The organism is Pandoraea aquatica (genome assembly GCF_902459565.1).
In the GTDB taxonomy this organism is placed as follows: Bacteria; Pseudomonadota; Gammaproteobacteria; order Burkholderiales; family Burkholderiaceae; genus Pandoraea; species Pandoraea aquatica.
This window is the reverse complement of record NZ_CABPSN010000001.1, coordinates 1222866-1239804: the sequence shown is the minus strand read 5'-3', so window position 1 is coordinate 1239804 and position 16939 is coordinate 1222866. Positions and strand designations below refer to the sequence as shown.

The window sequence follows — 16939 nt, the reverse complement described above, 5'->3', positions numbered from 1 at the left end:
GTCATGCGCATCAGCGCGGGGCCGGTGCGCCGCCCACGGGCACAGGCTGTTGCGACGAGAGCGGCACCGGATCGCTGGTCGGGCCGAGTACTGTCGTCGCGGGCGGTGCGGGAGACGGCACCGGATTACCCGGCGGCGGAGCAGTGCCGGCGGCCGGGGGCGTTGCCGCAGGCGGCAGCGGCGCAACCGGCGCGGGTGCAGCGGAAGGCGCAGGGGCGGGCGGCGTCCCGGCAGGCGCACCGTGCGACGCCTCATACAACGAGAGGCCGTTCGCCGAGACGGCGGCACCGCCCGCACCCGAGGTCGTCATCACGACCCCCGGCACGATGGCGGTTTGCGGGCGTGGCGTGGCGTCCGGAAGTGCTGCGGCAGGACGTCGCCGGAAATTGCCCTGAGTGCCCGACAGGAATTCGGTGGCGCTCTCGGCCGGACGCGTCACGTTACGCACGATGTGCGGCGTGATCGACAGCACGATCTCCGTCTTCTTGTCGTTGTTGGTCGTATTGCCGAACAGGCGGCCGAGGATGGGGAAGTCGCCAAGTCCAGGAATCTTGTTGCCCGACGTTTGCTCCTGCGTGTTGAGCAGACCGGCGAGCACCTGATTCTCGCCGTCCTTCAACTGAAGCACGGTCGATGCCTGCCGTGTGCCGATCTGGAATACCGTGCTGCCCGACTTCGTGATCGTCTGCTGTCCGAGGCTGCTGACTTCCATCGCGATGCGAATGCCAACCTGATCGTTCATGTAGATGGTCGGCTCGACGTTGAGCGTCAGCCCCACATCGATATAGCTCACCGATTCGGACGCGAACGTGCCCACGCCGCCGCTGATGGTCGTCGAGATGACGGGCACCTTGTCGCCGATCAGGATCTTGGCCTTTTCCTTGTTGCGCACGCGAATGCGCGGATTGGCGAGGATGTTCGTGTCACCGTCGTTGACGTTGAGGTTGACCGTCGCCGACGGGTTGCCGACGCTCACCGAGTTGCGCGTGGGCGAGAGCAGATCGGCCAGCGTGAGCGCGGCCCCATTGCCGGCGGACGCCAGCGGTGAGAGCACCACTTTGTCCGGCCATTGAATGCCGAGGTTCTGCAACCGCGTGCGCGCGATTTCCAGCACTTCCACGTCGAGCACGACCTCCGGCTCGGCGCGATCCTGAAGTGCCACGACCTGTTCGGCGACGCGGATCGCCTCGGGCGTGTCGCGCACGATCACGGCGTTGAGCTTCTCGTCGACGACGATGTCCGTCGACTTGGTCAGCGTCTTGAGGGAGGCGGCGACCAGCTTCGCGTCGGCGTTGTTCAGGAAGAAGGTGCGCACCACCATCTCCTTGTATTCGCGCACCTTCGCGGGCAGGTTCGGGTAGATGAGCAACGTGTTGTTGTCCATCACCTGCTGCTCCAGCTGGTTCGTCACAAGCAGGAAGTACAGCGCCTGTTCCACCGTGCTGTTACGCAGGGCAATCGAGACCTTGGTGTCGGTCTTCAGATCCTTGTCGAAGACGAAGTTCAGGCCCGAGCGCTGTGCAATGACCTGGAAGACCTGGCGCAGCGGGGCGTCGCGAAACTCGATCGAGATCGGCTGACGATACGCGTCGGACAGCTCGGCGCTCAGCACCGGCTGCGCGGCGCGCGACTCCACTTCGGCGAGCATGGCGCGCGCCGCATCGTTCTCCGGACGCTCGCGCAGAATCTGTTCGAGCGTCTTTCGCGCGGCGTCGTACCGGCGCTCGTCCATCGAAATGGACGCCTGCTTGATCATGTTCTGGTGACGCAGCAAGGCATCGAGCGTGCGCAGATCGGACTTCGCTTTCTCGCTGTTCGGGTCGAGATCGAGCGCCCGCCTGAACCACGGGCGCGCGGCCTGATACTTGCCTGCCGCCATCTCCTTCTCACCGCTGGCGAGGAAGTCCTGCAATGTCTTGTCGCGGGCGTTGAGATAGATCAGGCGGTATTCGCCGTTATCCGGTGCGCGGTTGCTCGCTTCCTGCAACTTCTTCAGACCGGCCTCGGGCTGGTCGTGGGCCATCAGGTCGCGACCGTCGCGCAGCGCCAATTGCGCGGCGCATCCGGACAGCACGACGAGCGTGAGCGCGGCCGTGCCATGCAATAGCGGCGAGCGCGATCTCCGGAGGGCACTGGGTGAAGGGCGTGGCAACTTCACTGTGTGCCTCCGATATCCAACTCTTGCTGCTGGTTCATGGGAATGTAAATGAGCGACAGGCGCGGCGGCTTGATGGACGCGACGCGATACACGTCGTCGACGACGGAGTTCTCATGCACGATGAAAGTCTTCTCGCCGCGCGCCAGATAAACCTCCCACGCGCCGGCCGCGAGCGCCTTGCCGAGATACGTGAACGGCAACGGTGGGGCAGTCGGCGGCAGGGGCGTGGTGGGCACCGGTGCGGAAGAAGGTGCGGGCGGCGGCGGCCCCCAGTTCTGACTGACGAACAGGCGCTGCGGCGCAGGCGCACCGTCTTCGTCGGCCTGCGTCTCGCGTGGCGTCGGTGCGACGATGGACGATGCCCCGACGCTCGGCCCGCTACCCGACACGAACGCGCGGACTTGCCGCAGCAACTCCCGACGTTCCGCTGCGAGGGCGTCGTCGCTGGTGTCGGTGGTCGCGCCCGCAGCAGAGGAAGCGACCGGTGCCGTCGTTGGGTTCGCCGTCGCTGACACAGGCCTCACAGGCCTGTGCGCCCGCACGACGTGTGCGGCTACCGGCGTGGTGGAAGCCGACGACGCGAAAAATGGCAGCGACGAGGGATCCGCGAGCGCAGCCGCGATGCTCGCGGCGAGCGACCCCCAGAGCAGCAGGCGACGCGGCGTCATGGCGTGCGTGCCGGGACATCCCGGAGATAAAGCGTGAAGCGGACCTGCGCGCTCACCGCAGCGTCGCCGATGGCGTCGCGCTTGAAATTGATGTCCTGCAAGGCGGCGAACGGCAGCGTCCGGAGGACTTCCAGCACGAAATGCCAGATCGCGTCGTAGTTGCCCTTGAGCGGCAGCACGACCTGACACGTCGCGACGCGCGCGGCGTTGTCATACCCGTACTGGTATTCGCCTTGGCGCAGCGTCAGACCGTTCTGCTTCGCCAGATCGAATAACAGCTTGATGTGCAGATCGTTCTGCCGACGGTTGCCGAGCGTCGCGAAGAAGGCTAGCAGGTGTGCATCGACCGGGTCCGCTTCGGCGACGGGCGAACGGCGCTGACCCGAGACGGCGGCCAGCACTGCGCTGGCGGAAGACGTGTCGTCGCGCGAGAACGACACACCGAATACGCCAAGCGCTATGAGTGCGACCAGCAACAGCGCCAGGACGGCGGTACGTGCAGCCCCCAGACGTGCGACGGCGAGTCGCGCGCTCAGCAGCGGTGCACCTGGCATCCCGGGCCGACGGAGTTTCAACGCGCGGCCCATGCAGCCTCCAACTGAAAGCGGATGGGGCGGTTGATGTCCTGATCGTTGATCTCGTGATGCGTCAATTGCACATCGACAAAGAAGGGCTGCTCACGCAGCACCCGCAGGTAGACGATCATGTCGTCCGGATTCGTTGTCTCCGCTGTGATACGCACCGAGTGACGGTTCAGATCGGGAGCGAGCGACAGCAGCGCGACGTTCGGCATGGCGGCGTTGTCGAGCGTGTCGCGCAGCCTGCGCCACGGCAGATTGAGCGTTCCGGCGATGGCGTTGATCGCGTTCGCTTGTGCCACCGGCACGACGATCGGGGCGACGGGCGGATTCGCGCGCGCGTGGGCCGCCTCGGCCGCCTCACGTTGCGCGATCCGATCGACGAGTGCCTGCCGCGCCTGATCCCGTGCGTACACACGGTAGCCGAGCACCGACGCGGCGATAGCGGTGACGACGGCCAGCGCCAGCACGGCGTACCAGACCGGCGACAGTGACCCAAGCGCGCGTCGCCAACCGCGCGGCGCGAAATCGATGGCGATGCGTGTCATACCAGCGCACCTCCCGTCGCCAGAAGGTCGGAAGGCTGCCAGTCGTGCACGGCAAGGTCCGCCGGGGTGGCCAGCGCATGGAGATTGAGCGCTGCGAGCGTGACGCGACCTTCGTTCGGTACGGTGCCGCACAGATGTAGCGTCGTCACCGGTGCAGTGCCCGTCAGCATGGCCGTGCGCGAGAGCGTCTGCGCCAACCAGTAGATGTCGGGGTCGGGCGGCATCGGCACTTCGTGCATCGCATGCAGGCGCACGGGCGTGCCCTCAGTGATGCCGAGGCGCAGCAGGCCGTCATGCATCACGGCGAACCAGCCGGGTGTGCGGCAATGTCGTTGCCATCGATTCCACGCGCGCACGAATTGCGGCGCGATACCGACGATGGGGACACGACACGCCTGTGCCGTCACCGTCAACGTGTCGACGAGCGCACGGGGCAGGGCGACGGTGCAAAACGGATGCGTCACCTGCCAGTCCCCGGCGATCTGCCAGTGTTCCGGCATTTCGCCGAATAGATGGGCGAATCGCATCGTGGCTGCGCCCTCGATGTCGGACAGACGTGTCGCGCCGGTCGGCGGCGTGGTCATCCACAGGCGTGCGAGTCGGTCGTCGATCACGATGTCGAGCGTGGCGCGTTGCTTGGCGTGCTTAGCGTGATCAACGAGCATTTCGTGTAGCGCGTCGCGCAGTGCGGGCAAGAAGGCGTCGCCCGCAGAGGACGAGAGCACCGTCGTAGCGAGCACACGCCATGTCCGCGTCTTCCGCTCGTGCAACACGAGACTTACCGCGCTTCGCGATACGCCCAGATGCAGGGATTGCGTGCGCCACTCAAGCATTCGTCGTCACCCGCCGGACTTCCTCAAGGGTGCTGTCGCCCGCGCGCACAAGCATCAACGCGGCATGACGCAGGCTGCGCGTGCCATTGGCGTGCGCGGCGGCCTTGATCTGGCGAATCGGACGCTTGTCCACCACCAGTTCGCGAAGCTCGTCGTTGAGCATCAGGATCTCGGCAATCGAGCGGCGTCCCTTGTAGCCCGAGCCACGGCAATGTGAACACCCTCTGCCGCGCATGAAGCGGAAGTCGATGACATCTGCGCGCGTCAGCCCGACGCTAGCGAGTTCGGCATCGTCCGGCGTGGGGGCTTCCTCGCGGCAGTGCGGGCAATTCACGCGCATGAGCCGTTGCGCCCAGATGCCGTTAAGCGCCGAGACGAACGCGTACGGATCGATCCCCATGTGATTGAAGCGCCCGAAGACGTCGAACACATTGTTCGCGTGGACGGTCGTGAGCACGAGGTGGCCCGTCAACGCCGATTGCACGGCGATCTCGGCGGTCTCCCGGTCGCGGATTTCCCCGACCATGATCTTGTCGGGGTCGTGACGCAGGATCGAGCGCAGACCCTTGGCAAACGTCAGTCCTTTCTTCTCGTTCACCGGAATCTGCAAGATGCCCGGCAACTGGTATTCGACGGGGTCTTCGATGGTGATGATCTTCTCGCGGCCATCGTGGATTTCGGTGAGCGCCGCGTAGAGCGTGGTCGTCTTGCCCGAACCGGTCGGGCCGGTCACGAGCAGCATGCCGTAGGCTTCGCGGGCCAGCGCACGCAGGCTCACGAGTGAGGCCGGGTCGAAGCCGAGCGCTTCAAGCGTGAGCGCGCCGTAGGCTTCGATCATGGCGCGCTTGTCGAGAATACGGATCACGGCGTCTTCGCCGTGAATACTCGGCATGATCGAGACGCGCAGATCGATGTCGCGACCGGCGGCTTCCACGCGGAAACTGCCGTCCTGCGGAATGCGCCGCTCGGCGATGTCGAGTTCCGCGAGCACCTTCAGGCGCGAAATCGCCTGCTCGGCGAGATCGGTGCCGCGTGCCGATGCCGCGTGATCGAGCACGCCGTCGACACGATATTTGATCGCCAGTCCCGTCGCGGTGCTTTCAAGGTGGATGTCTGAGGCACCGGCTTTGAGCGCGTCGTACAGCGTCGAATTGACGAGCTTGACGGCGGGACTGGCCCCTTCGGCCACGCTGGCGAACGAGAGACGCGTCGATGTGCGATCGTTGCCTGCGCCACCGGCGTCGCCCGACACCACGTGATCGATCGCCCGCGCCGTTTCTTCCTGTTTGGCAAGATAGGCGCGCAGATCGTCGTGCAACGCCAGCGCGAATGGCAGTGGTGCTGGCGCATTGGCGCGCGCACCCAACCAGATGCGCAGATCGAGATCGAAGGGGTCGCTCACCACGCCGACGAGTACGCCGTCGGCACTGTGGAGCAGCGCGCAATGGCGCTGCAACGATTGCGAGAGCGAAACGACGTCGAACGCAGGCCGGGCGGCGAGCATCGCGTCGAGATCCATCACCGGCAAGCCCAGTTGCGCGCCGAGCGCGAGGACGACGTCGCGCAAGTCGCTGCCCGTGAGCGAGTGCAGCGCGCTCACGAGGTCGTGACTGGCCTGGTCGTTGCCCTGACGTTGGATCTCACGGGCGCGAGCGAGCAGCTCGGCATCGATGAGCATGTCGGCTGGGGAGAGGTCATGGGTACTCACGAGAGGTCTCCCGCCAGATCGAAGATCGGCATGTACAGCAAAATCACGATGGCCCCGACGACAAGGCCGATGGCCGCCATGAGCACCGGCTCGAACGAACGCGTGAAGCGATCGATCCAGCGGTCGATTTCGCCGTCGTAGAACGCGGCCGACTGTGTCAGCATCGGCCCCATCTCGCCGGTGCGCTCGCCAACGCGCAGCATGCGCAGGGAGATCGGTGTCGTGAGGCCGGCTGCTTCGAAAGCACTCGACAGCGGCGTACCCGCATCGACACTGGCAGACGCCGCGCCGAGCGCAGCGCGCAGATTCACAGAGGCCATAGGCTGCACGGTGGCGAGCGCCCGAAGAATCGTGATACCCCCTTCGAGCAGCATGCCCAGCGTCAGATAGACGCGCGCAAGCTCATAGATGCGAACGCGCTCGCGCAACACCGGAATGCGTGAGAGCAACAGCACGACACCGCCTCTGCGCTGCAAGCGTCGCCACAGTGTGACGAGCGCGAGCACGAACGCGCCTTGGGCTGCGAGAAAGAGCGTGGTGTGGGCACTCACGAGTTGCCCGAAGTCGAGCATCAGTTGCGACGCAAAGGGGAGTTGGCGTCCCGCGCCCTGATACACCTCGGCGAAGCGCGGCACCACGTACATCATTAGAAAGAAACTCACCGCGCCGCCGACCGACATGAGAATGCACGGATAGATGGCCGCGCTCACGACCTTGTTGCGCACGCTGTCCACGCGTTGCTGATAGTCGACGTAGCGCGCGAGTGAGCGCGGGAGGTCGCTCGTGCCTTCGGCAGCTTGCACGATGCCGACGTAAAGCGGCGGGAAGAGGCGCGGCTGTTCGGCGAGCGCGGCAGAGAAGCGTTTGCCCGACGAGAGGCTTTCCAGCAGACGGTGCAGGCATTCGCGAATGCCGGGGTTGCTTTCCTTCTCGTGCAGCGCCTGCAACGACTCGACGACACCGAGTCCGGCGTTGATGAGCGCGAGTAATTCCTGACTGAAGAGCACCAGTGAGAGCTTCTTCGCGCCACCGAGGGCTTTGCCGCCGCCGAGGCCGAAGCGTTGCGGCAGCAGCGAGGCCGCGCGAACCGTGCGCACTTCGCTGACGAAGCGGCCATCGAGCTGCGCACGGCGACGCGCGTCCTCGGGGCTGTCGGCCTCGATGCGGAGTGTCTCGATCGTGCCCTGCGGCCCGATCGTGCGAACGTCGAAGTGCATGCGTCGGTCGGTGTTGCGTCAGATTCGCGACAGCGGCTTACTGCGACGCGATGTCGGCGTCGTCGCCCGAGCCGCCGGGCTGTCCGTCGCGGCCGTACGAGATCACTTCGTACTCGCCCTTCGCACCGGGCGAGTGGTACTGGTAGGCGTGCCCCCACGGGTCGAGCGGAATGGCCTTCTGGAGATACGGGCCGTTCCACGCCTGCCCGGCGGCGGTCGGCGCGACCATCAGCGCGTTGAGCCCTTCGGCGGTGGTGGGGTAGCGACCGACGTCAAGGCGATACGCATCGAGCGACTTGGTGAACGCGTCGATCTGCGCCTTTGCCACCGTCACTTCGGACTTGCGCAATTGCGCGAAGTACTTCGGCCCGACGTAAGCCGCGAGCAGGCCGATGATCACCACGACCACGAGCAGTTCGAGCAACGTGAAGCCCCGTTGAGCGCGACGAAGGCTGGCGACGGAGGAACGGCGGCGGGCGGGCAGACGAAGTTTCATGACGCGTTGGCTCGTAGTGAATGAGTCAGCGAACCGTAAGCCGACGCGAACCGAAGAAAGGCGACGGGCGTGCAAGTCCGAGCCGCAAAGCCTGCGGCCGCACGCATCATCGACGAATTGCAAAGGGGCGGGAAGATGTGAATCGCTCAGCAGTGAATTGCAAAAAATTCAGTGCCGACACACGCGCAGAAGACAGGAATCCGAATGTCCGTGCGCATTTACCAAGGCACGGGTGGTTTGTCCTACAGCGCGAATTTGAGGATTGTTGCACCGCAGGCAAACATGCCTTGTCAGCGCTGCGGTCGCCGGGATTTCCCTATTTTGGGGCGTAGCGCTTGCGCGTGACACGAGGTCGTTCAAATGAAAATGACTAAAGACACTCGTGAAAATTACGCGGAACAAAGCCAACTTAGTATTGCGCCCGAAGTGGGTCAGACCACGGTAACTCGTTCGGAGTTCAATCTAACCGTCGGCATTTCGCAAAGTCATCCCGGAGTCCTTCCGGATGCGCGGCGCGAATGTTGCACCGGTTCAATCGGAACCACAATGACGAAATGAGAAAACGACACTCATTAGCGTGGACATGCACGGGGCTGTTGCTCGCGTGGATGTTCCTGATGGCGGGCACAGCCACGCCTCAGACGAACGCGGGAGCGACGCCGTTACCCATCCCGGCGTCGGGACGCGTAAAGATCAACCTCGGGGCTACGCCCTGGAAATTCCTCGGCGACACCGAACCGGACGGCGTCTCGCAAGCCGGTTTCGACGACTCCGGCTGGAAGAACGTCGGCATTCCGCACTCGATGAACGAGGACAACATGTTCTCGAACACGCAGAGCGGCGGCGACGTACCGCACGGCCGCGGCTGGTATCGCAAGCACTTCAAGCTCGACAAGTCCTATGCCGGTCGCAAGATCGTCGTGGAATTCGAGGGCGCGCACATGGGCGCGCAGGTCTACGTGAACGGCACGCCGGTCAAGGGCAGCAGCGTGCGCAGCCCGGACGCCACGCACGTGGTCGGCTTCCTGCCGTTTGCCATCGACATCACCAACATGGTGAAGGCCGACGGCGTGACCGATAACGTGATCGCCGTGCGTGTTGCCGCCAACGGCGACTGGTTCGAAGATCCGGACTTCTCGGGCGCGTTCCGCTTCGGTCAGGGCGACACGGGCATTTTCCGCCCCGTGTATCTGTACATCACCGATCCGGTTCACATCCCGCTGAACGACTATCCGGTCATGCAGACGTGGGGGACGCACGTCTCCACCGTGAGCATCGACAGCCCGGCCGTCGACGGATCGGGCACGGCAGCCTCGGCGAATATCCAGATCGAGACGAACGTGCTCAATGAATCGGGCACGGCGCAGACCGCACAGGTCACCACGCAGATCGTCGACGCGACGGGCCAGATCGTGCAGCAGGCGAAGGACGACGTCGTCCTGCCGCCGAACGCCGGTCCGGGCTACCACCCGACGCTCGTGCGCCAGAACCTCACGGTCGATCATCCGACGCTCTGGTACCCGAACAACGTGCCGCGCGGCCGTCCGTACATGTACCGTGTGTTCCACATGGTCAGCGTGGGCGGTGTCGTGGTCGATGCGACGGAAAGCCCGCTGGGTATCCGTACGATCACCTGGGACGCCAACTTCCCGAGTATCAACGGTTACGCCACGCACCTCTGGGGCGCGTCGGGTCGCTACGACTATCCGGGCCTCGGCACGGCCGTGCCGGAAGAGCAGCAGTGGCGCGATCTGCGCCTGCTCGCCGACGCGGGCGGCAATCTGTATCGCCCGGGGCACTCGTCGTCGAGCACCGAATTCCTTAACGCGGCCGATGCGTTGGGGATTTTCGTCGTGCAGCCGAGTGGCGATGGCGAGAACGGCTTCAACGATTGCTATCAACTCTCGGCACCGACGGCCGACTGTCCGCAGAACAAGATCGACAAGTACGCCCTCAAGCTTGAGCTGCATCGCGACATGATCGTGCGCGACCGCAACAACCCGTCCGTGCTGGCGTGGGAAGCGAACAACGGCATCATGAACACGGCGTTCGCGCCGCTGCTCGCCGCCATTGGCCGTCAGTGGGACCCGGTCAACACGCGCGCGCAAGCCGACCGTACGCCGAAGGACGTCAACGGCGACATCCTGAGCTGTTCGCGTCAGGGTTGCGAAGTGGGCGTGAAGAACCAGTTCCCGAACAAGCCGGCGTGGTCGGCCGAGTATTGGGGCCGTGGCGAGTTCCGTGCGAACTACGACTACGAGATGGATCAGGTTGCGTCGTTCATGAACGACTGGCGCAACGGTGTGCTGGCCAACACGTTCGGCATTGCGCATTGGTATCTGGCCGATACGCCGGGCGAAGACAGCTTCTACTGGAGCGGCACGACCTACGATCCGAAGCTCAACCCGAACGGCCCTTACGTTCGCTCGCTGGGCGACTCGATGGCCGACGGTAACCGCTTCCCGCGTCTGCTGTACTACGCGTATCAGTCTGCGTGGACGCCGTTCGCCATCAAGCCGGTGGTTCACCTCGCGAACACCTGGAACCGCAAGGGTCCGGTGCGCGTGAACGTGTTCAGCAACTGCCCGGCCGTGCGTCTCGTCGTCAACGGCGTGGTGCAGGGCGGCGATGTGAAGCCGAACACGCTCTCGACGTCGACCGACAACTCGCTCGGCACGACCACGGGTCTCGTGGGTCAGGCGCATTGGGACGACGTGCAGTGGGCCGCTGGCCGTGTGCAGGCGCTTTGCGTGGACGGTTTCGGCGCGCAAGTCATGGCGAACGGCAAGCCGGTGATCGACGAGCAGGTGACGGCCGGTACGCCGGACCACATCGTGCTGTCGGTGGTGCCGGAAGTCATTCGCCCGAGCGGTCAGTCGTTCCAGGTCACGGCCAACGGCTCGGACGCCGTGTTCGTGACGGCGCAGGTCGTCGATGCCAATGGCGTCGTCGTGCCGGATGCCACGAACCTCATCACGTTCGCGGTCGATAACACGGCCGTGGCGAACTATCGTGGCGGCTGGAATCACATCGTCACGATGGACAAGCCGCAGGGCTATCACTCGCCGGGCGATCACGAACTCGCTGCCGAAGGTGGTCTGACCCGTATCGCGATTCGCAGCACCTTCCAGACGGGGCACGTGACGGTCAGCGCGACGTCGCCGGGTCTGGGCAGCGGTTCGGCGTCGTACGACGTGCAGCCCGCTATCGTCGTGCCGGTACAGGCCGCGACGTCCGCGCCGCAAATCGTGGTGCAGCCCGCCAGCCAGCAAGTCAGCGTGGGCCAGCCGGCGCACTTCGACGTGACGGTCTCGGGTGCTGCGCCGATGCAGTTCCAGTGGCAGCGCGATCACCAGGACATCCCGGGTGCAACGGGCAGCAGCCTCGATACGGCAGCGGCCACGGGCGACGACAACGGTCATGTGTTCGGCGTGCGGGTTCGCAACGGCGTGGGCACGATCACGTCGAACGACGCCGTGTTGTCGGTGATTCCGGCACTTGCCGTGAGCATCGATACGCCGCCGGCCGCGCAAACCGTGTTCGTCGGTCAGACGGCCACGTTCAGCGTGGCGGTCAAGGGCTCGCCCGTGATCGAGTATCAGTGGTTCCGTAACGACGTCGCCATCGACGGCGCGAAGTCGGCGACCTACACCACGCCCGTGGTGACGGCCGACGACGACGGCGCGCTGTTCAAGGTGAGCGTCAAGAACCCGCTCGCACAGGTGACGTCGACGCCGGTGGCCCTCAAGGTCAACGCGGCCACGACGCCGACCATCACGACGCCGCCCGCCAACACGGTGGCGATGTTGAACGAGAGCGCCACCTTCACGGTGGTGGCCGACGGCTCCAAGCCGTTGCACTACCAATGGAACGGCCCGTCCGGCACGGTGGGCAGCGACGCACCGGCCTTTACGATCGACGCCGTCACGCCGAAGGATCTGGGTAAGTACACGGTGACGGTCTCGAACGCCTCGGGCAAGTCGGTGACGAGCGATCCGGCCACGCTGAGTCAGGCCGCACCGGGTGTGAACCTGGCGCAGGGCAAGTACGCGTTCGCGAGTAGCTATCAGGACCCGCAAGGCATGCCCGCCAGCAACGTGACCGACGGCAACGTCAGCACGCGCTGGAGTTCGGATCAGAAGGACGGCAACAACGCGTCGATCACGGTGGACCTCGGTGCGCCGATGCCGGTCAATCGCATGATCCTGCGCTGGGAGAACGCTTACGCCAGCTCGTATCGCATCGAAGTGTCGAACGACAACGTTCAGTACACGAAGGCCTACGAGTCGCCGGCCGGTTTCGCCGGTGGCGTGGACGACTTCACGTTCCCGACGGTCACCGCACGCTATGTCCGCATGGTCGGCCAGACGCGTGCGACCGCGTACGGTTACTCGCTGTACGAAATCGAGGTCTACAACGTCCCCAACTGTAACGACGGCGTGCTCTTCACGAACGAGCGTTACACGGTGCTGAACCCGGGCGAAGCGCAGGACAAGTCCAGCACGCTGGTCTGGAACCGCAAGCAGTACGCGACGACGGACCCGAACCACCAGTTCACGCAACTGGCGGCCGCCGACTACTGCGCAGCACAGGGCAAGCGTCTGCCGACGCGCGAGGAAGCACTCTCCATCGCAGCCAACAACAGCGCAGCGTGCGCGTTCCCGGAGAAGTGGACGACGTGGACGTCGACGCTCCTCGCCACCGATCAGCGTCAGGCTTACCTGATTACGTCGGCCGGTGAGGACCGTCAGGGTCTCGTCGACAACGCACCGGGCTGGGTGCTGTGCGTGTCCGGTACGGCGCAAGTCACGCCGCCCACGGTGACGGTGCAGCCGGGCGATGTGAGCGTCACGCAGGGCAAGTCGGCGCACTTCAGCCTCGGCATCAACGGCTCGGCCCCGCTCACGTTCAAGTGGTATCGCGTGGCCAACGCCGGTGAGACGTCGGACACGTTGCTCTACACGTCGTCGACCCCGGTCTACGACACCCCGGCCGTCAAGCTGGAAGACAGTGGCACGCAGTACTACGTGGTGGTCAGTAACGCCGCGAACAGCGTCACGAGCCAGAAGTTCAAGCTCACGGTGACGCCGCCCCAGCAGGATCCGGGCAACGGCAACAACCCGCAAGTGCCGCCACCCGTGATCGTCACGCCGCCGGTGAGCCAGTCGGCTGCCATCGGCAAGACGGCCACGTTCACGGTCAGTGCGACCGGTAACGGCACGCTGTCGTACCAGTGGTATCGCGACGGTGCGCAGATCGCAGGTGCCGTGGCCGCGAGCTACACCACGCCCGCCGTCAAGCTCGAAGACAACGGTGCGCAATTCACCGTACTCGTCAGCGCTGGCGGGGCAAGCAAGCTGAGCGATGGTGCAACGCTCAATGTCGTAGATGGCGTGCCGTCCAACGACACGAACCTCGCACTGGGCAAGACGGTGACGTCGACGCCGGTAGAAAACCCGGGCTTCGGCGCGGCAAGCAACGTGAACGATGGCGACATCACCACGCGCTGGTCGTCGCTGTTCGTCGATAACCCGGATGCTGATCGCGCCAACATCACGATCGACCTGGGCAAGTCGCAGGCCGTCAATCTGGTGCGCCTGAAGTGGGAAGCCGCGTACGGTAAGCAGTACCTGATTCAGGTCTCGGATACCGGTAACGACGGCGACTGGAAGACGGTCTACACCCAGAACACCGGCCGTGGCGGTACGGAGAACCTGTCGTTCCAGACGGTCGCCGCACGCTATGTCCGCATGCAGGGTGTGAAGCGTCAGACGCAGTACGGCTTCTCGTTGTTCGAGTTCGAAGTCTATGGTCCGAAGCTGAGTTTCGATCAGCAACCGCAGCCGCAATCCGTGCAGGTGGGCCAGTCGGCGCACTTCACGGTGTCGGTGATCGGCGCGTCGAACCTGTCGTACACGTGGTTCCGTAACGGCCAGCAAGTGGCAGTGACGGCCAGCCCGTCGTACGACACGCCGGCCACGACGATGGACGACAACGGCGCGCAGTACGGTGTGGTCGCCGATGACGGCAACTCGAACATCACCAGCACGCCTGCCTTGCTGACGGTGACCCCGGCCCCGACCGGCGGCAACAACGGTAACGGCAACACGGGCACCCCGCCGCAAGGCGGGGACGGTGGCAATGGGGGTAACGGCGGCAATGGCAACAACGGCACCACCCCGGTGAACCTCGCCCTTGGCAAGCTTGCGCTCGCCAGCGGTGTGGAAAATCCGCAGGGCACGCCGGCGTCCAACGCGCTCGATGGCAACGTCGATTCGCGCTGGTCGTCGGACTTCAACGACAACGCGTGGTTTGCCGTGGATCTGGGTGCCCCCACCCAGATCTCGGAAGTGCAGTTGCGTTGGGAGCGTGCTTACGGCACGGCGTACGCGATCCAGATCTCGGACGACGGCAACACGTGGCGCAAGGTCGGCGGCCAGTCCGCCGGTCAGGGTGGCACGGAGCAGGTGTCGTTCGCCCCGGTCACCACGCGCTTCGTGCGCATGGCCGGTATCCAGCGTTCGTCGCCGTACGGCTACTCGCTGTATGAGTTCGAGGTGTATGGCCCGGCGGGCGGCACGGTCCCCGTGACTAACCCGGCCACGGACAACTCGGGTAATAGCAATAATGGTGGTAAGGGCAATCTCGCGAAGGGCAAGCCCGCCTTTGCAAGCGGTGCCGAGAGCGACGGCACGCCGGCACGCTTCGCGGTGGACGGCAACCCGGCAACGCGCTGGTCGTCGGACTTCAACGACAACGCGTGGCTCGCCGTCGACCTGGGCACCTCGGTGCCGGTGTCGAAGGTGGTGCTGAACTGGGAGCGTGCTTACGGTGCGGCTTACGAGATTCAGGTGTCGAACGACAACCAGAACTGGACGCGTGTGGCTTCGCAGCCCAACGGTCAGGGCGGCGTCGAAACCGTCACGTTTGCCACGACGTCGGCGCGCTACGTGCGCATGGCAGGCATCAAGCGCTCGTCGCAGTACGGTTACTCGCTGTTCGAGTTCGAAGTGTACGGCCCCACGGACGGCAGCACGCCGCCGCCCCCGCCGTTGCCCGTTATCAGTGGCCAGCCGGCCAGTGTCACGGTGCAGCAGGGACAGCCGGCGCACTTCGCGGTCGCACTCGCCAACGCGGATGGCATGACGTACCAATGGCGTCGCGGCGGCACCCTGATTCCGGGGGCTAACGCTTCGACGTACGACACGCAACCGACGACGGCCGCCGACAACGGCGCGACGTTCACGGTCGACGTGAGCAATTCGGCCGGTAACACGGTGACGTCGTCGGCGGCCACGCTGACGGTGACGCCGCCGCCGGTCACGGGCGATCCGGGCACCGGCAACCCGCCGGACGACGGCACCATCCCGAACTATCCGATCTATCCGAACCAGATCGGCGTCGAGTTGCGTAACAACACGAACGGCGCTTATACGGACGATCAGATTTTCGTGGCGGTGATCGCGCACGACCCGGCAAAGGACGGCCAGTTCGTCTACGTGAAGCCGGACGGCACCACGGTGCTGATGTCGGACGCGGACAACGACGGTCCCGGCCATCTGACGAAGAACGGGCAGAACTACGCCAATTACTTCTTCACGCTGGCGCAGGCAAAGCAGTTGAAGTTCCCGAAGCTCTTCGGCGCGCGCGCCTACGTGGGGCTGGGGTCGCCGCTGTACATCAAGGTCAACCGGGACGTGAACGGTCAGATCGGCTTCGCCGGTCCGGACGTGCGCAACCCGACCGACCCGAACATCAACGTCTACTTCGACTGGTATGAGTTCACCTACGGCGACAACGGCCTGTGGCTGAACAACACGCAGGTCGATCAGTTCGGCTTCCCGCTGACGGAAGACGTGTACGGCAGCAACCGCACGACGCACGTGCGCTCGGGTATCACCGAGTCGCGCGCGTCGATCTTCGCGGCGTATCAGAAGGAAGTGCCGTCGGCATTCCTGCCGGCCAACCCGTCGCAGTACCGCATCATGGCCCCGAGCAAGGGCGGTTTCGACGAGGGACAACCGAACGGCAAGTACTTCGACGCGTACATCGACAGCATGTGGGAGTACTACCGTACGCACTCGCTGACGCTGCTGATGTGGGGTAATGCACGCAAGTTTGTCGGTCAGACGGTGGGCGATCAGCTCGTGTTCACGGAAGTGGATCAGGGCAACGGTGCCTTCGTCGGCGGCAAGTACTACGTGAATCACCCGAACACGCAGGACATGCTCGAAGCGAAGGGTCCGCTGGCCTCCGGTAATGCGACGGAGCTGGCGATCGAAGCGCAGGTGGCGGCGGCGCTCAACCGCCACATCATGGAAGACGACACGCAGTGGGCAGCACCGTCGTCGGCCTGGTACGCCAAGGGCCCGTACAACGCTTACGCGAAGTTCTGGCACGACCACAGCATCGACCGCAAGGCGTACGGCTTCTCGTACGACGACGTCGCGGACCAGAGTTCCACGCTGGTTTCGCCGACGCCTGAGCACGTCGTTCTGGGCATCGGCTTCTGATGACTTGAGCTTGTGTAGCGAAATGACGACGGGATGCGCAGTTTCGGCATCCCGTCGTTTTTTTCGTGACACGCTCGCAGGCCGCATGGTCCGGTCATCTAGATGTCGATGAGTTGTATTGAGACCTGTATTGAGACGGATTTGCGGAGATTTTTATGTTTTCGCGATATCGGCTTGTGAATAATGCGAATCTTTCGGCGCGTCGCCGTAAAAGTGAGTG

Annotated in this window: 9 protein-coding genes; 1 reads left to right on the top strand and 8 read right to left on the bottom strand. The window is 64.6% G+C overall.

The features are described 5' to 3' along the window. Positions 1-10 precede the first annotated feature (10 nt). The 8 genes from PAQ31011_RS05305 to gspG all read right to left on the bottom strand — a co-directional run bounded on the left by PAQ31011_RS05305 (position 11) and on the right by gspG (position 8206). The gene (locus PAQ31011_RS05305; RefSeq protein WP_246179350.1) at positions 11-2158 is read right to left on the bottom strand and encodes a secretin N-terminal domain-containing protein; all 2148 of its coding nucleotides are present in this window, start codon (positions 2156-2158) and stop codon (positions 11-13) included. Beyond that, positions 2155-2826, bottom strand: coding sequence for a hypothetical protein (locus PAQ31011_RS05300; RefSeq protein ID WP_150574767.1), 672 nt, complete (start codon positions 2824-2826; stop codon positions 2155-2157). Before PAQ31011_RS05300 ends, PAQ31011_RS05305 begins: the two co-directional genes overlap by 4 nt. Further along, a complete protein-coding gene (locus PAQ31011_RS05295; RefSeq protein ID WP_174989958.1) occupies positions 2823-3380 on the bottom strand; it encodes a hypothetical protein in 558 nt (185 codons plus the stop codon). Before PAQ31011_RS05295 ends, PAQ31011_RS05300 begins: the two co-directional genes overlap by 4 nt. Before the next feature lie 17 nt (positions 3381-3397). After that, positions 3398-3952 carry a hypothetical protein gene (locus tag PAQ31011_RS05290; RefSeq protein ID WP_150574765.1) on the bottom strand — a complete coding sequence of 185 codons (555 nt, stop codon included), beginning with the start codon at positions 3950-3952 and terminating at the stop codon, positions 3398-3400. After that, positions 3949-4692, bottom strand: coding sequence for a hypothetical protein (locus tag PAQ31011_RS05285; RefSeq protein WP_150574764.1), 744 nt, complete (start codon positions 4690-4692; stop codon positions 3949-3951). The genes PAQ31011_RS05290 and PAQ31011_RS05285 overlap by 4 nt, the downstream gene beginning before the upstream one ends. A gap of 85 nt (positions 4693-4777) precedes the next feature. Then, positions 4778-6463 (bottom strand): GspE/PulE family protein, encoded by a 1686-nt coding sequence (locus PAQ31011_RS05280; protein WP_150574923.1) that lies wholly within the window; start codon positions 6461-6463, stop codon positions 4778-4780. A 26-nt stretch (positions 6464-6489) separates the two neighbouring features. Beyond that, positions 6490-7710, bottom strand: coding sequence for a type II secretion system F family protein (locus PAQ31011_RS05275; protein ID WP_150574763.1), 1221 nt, complete (start codon positions 7708-7710; stop codon positions 6490-6492). A gap of 37 nt (positions 7711-7747) precedes the next feature. Continuing rightward, positions 7748-8206: a type II secretion system major pseudopilin GspG gene (gene gspG, locus PAQ31011_RS05270; protein WP_150574762.1), complete on the bottom strand. Its 459-nt coding sequence runs from the start codon at positions 8204-8206 to the stop codon at positions 7748-7750. A 554-nt stretch (positions 8207-8760) separates the two neighbouring features. Between gspG and PAQ31011_RS05265 the strand changes: the two genes are divergently transcribed. Continuing rightward, positions 8761-16719, top strand: a complete 7959-nt coding sequence (locus PAQ31011_RS05265) for a discoidin domain-containing protein (RefSeq protein ID WP_174989955.1) — start codon at positions 8761-8763, stop codon at positions 16717-16719. The last annotated feature ends 220 nt before the right edge of the window (positions 16720-16939 follow it).

Coding starts and splice junctions, on each gene's coding strand:
- PAQ31011_RS05300 (WP_150574767.1), bottom strand. CDS start 2,826: ATGACGCCGCGTCGCCTGCTGCTCTGGGGGTCGCTCGCCGCGAGCATC.
- PAQ31011_RS05295 (WP_174989958.1), bottom strand. CDS start 3,380: ATGCCAGGTGCACCGCTGCTGAGCGCGCGACTCGCCGTCGCACGTCTG.
- PAQ31011_RS05290 (WP_150574765.1), bottom strand. CDS start 3,952: ATGACACGCATCGCCATCGATTTCGCGCCGCGCGGTTGGCGACGCGCG.
- PAQ31011_RS05280 (WP_150574923.1), bottom strand. CDS start 6,463: ATGCTCATCGATGCCGAGCTGCTCGCTCGCGCCCGTGAGATCCAACGT.
- PAQ31011_RS05275 (WP_150574763.1), bottom strand. CDS start 7,710: ATGCACTTCGACGTTCGCACGATCGGGCCGCAGGGCACGATCGAGACA.
- gspG (WP_150574762.1), bottom strand. CDS start 8,206: ATGAAACTTCGTCTGCCCGCCCGCCGCCGTTCCTCCGTCGCCAGCCTT.
- PAQ31011_RS05265 (WP_174989955.1), top strand. CDS start 8,761: ATGAGAAAACGACACTCATTAGCGTGGACATGCACGGGGCTGTTGCTC.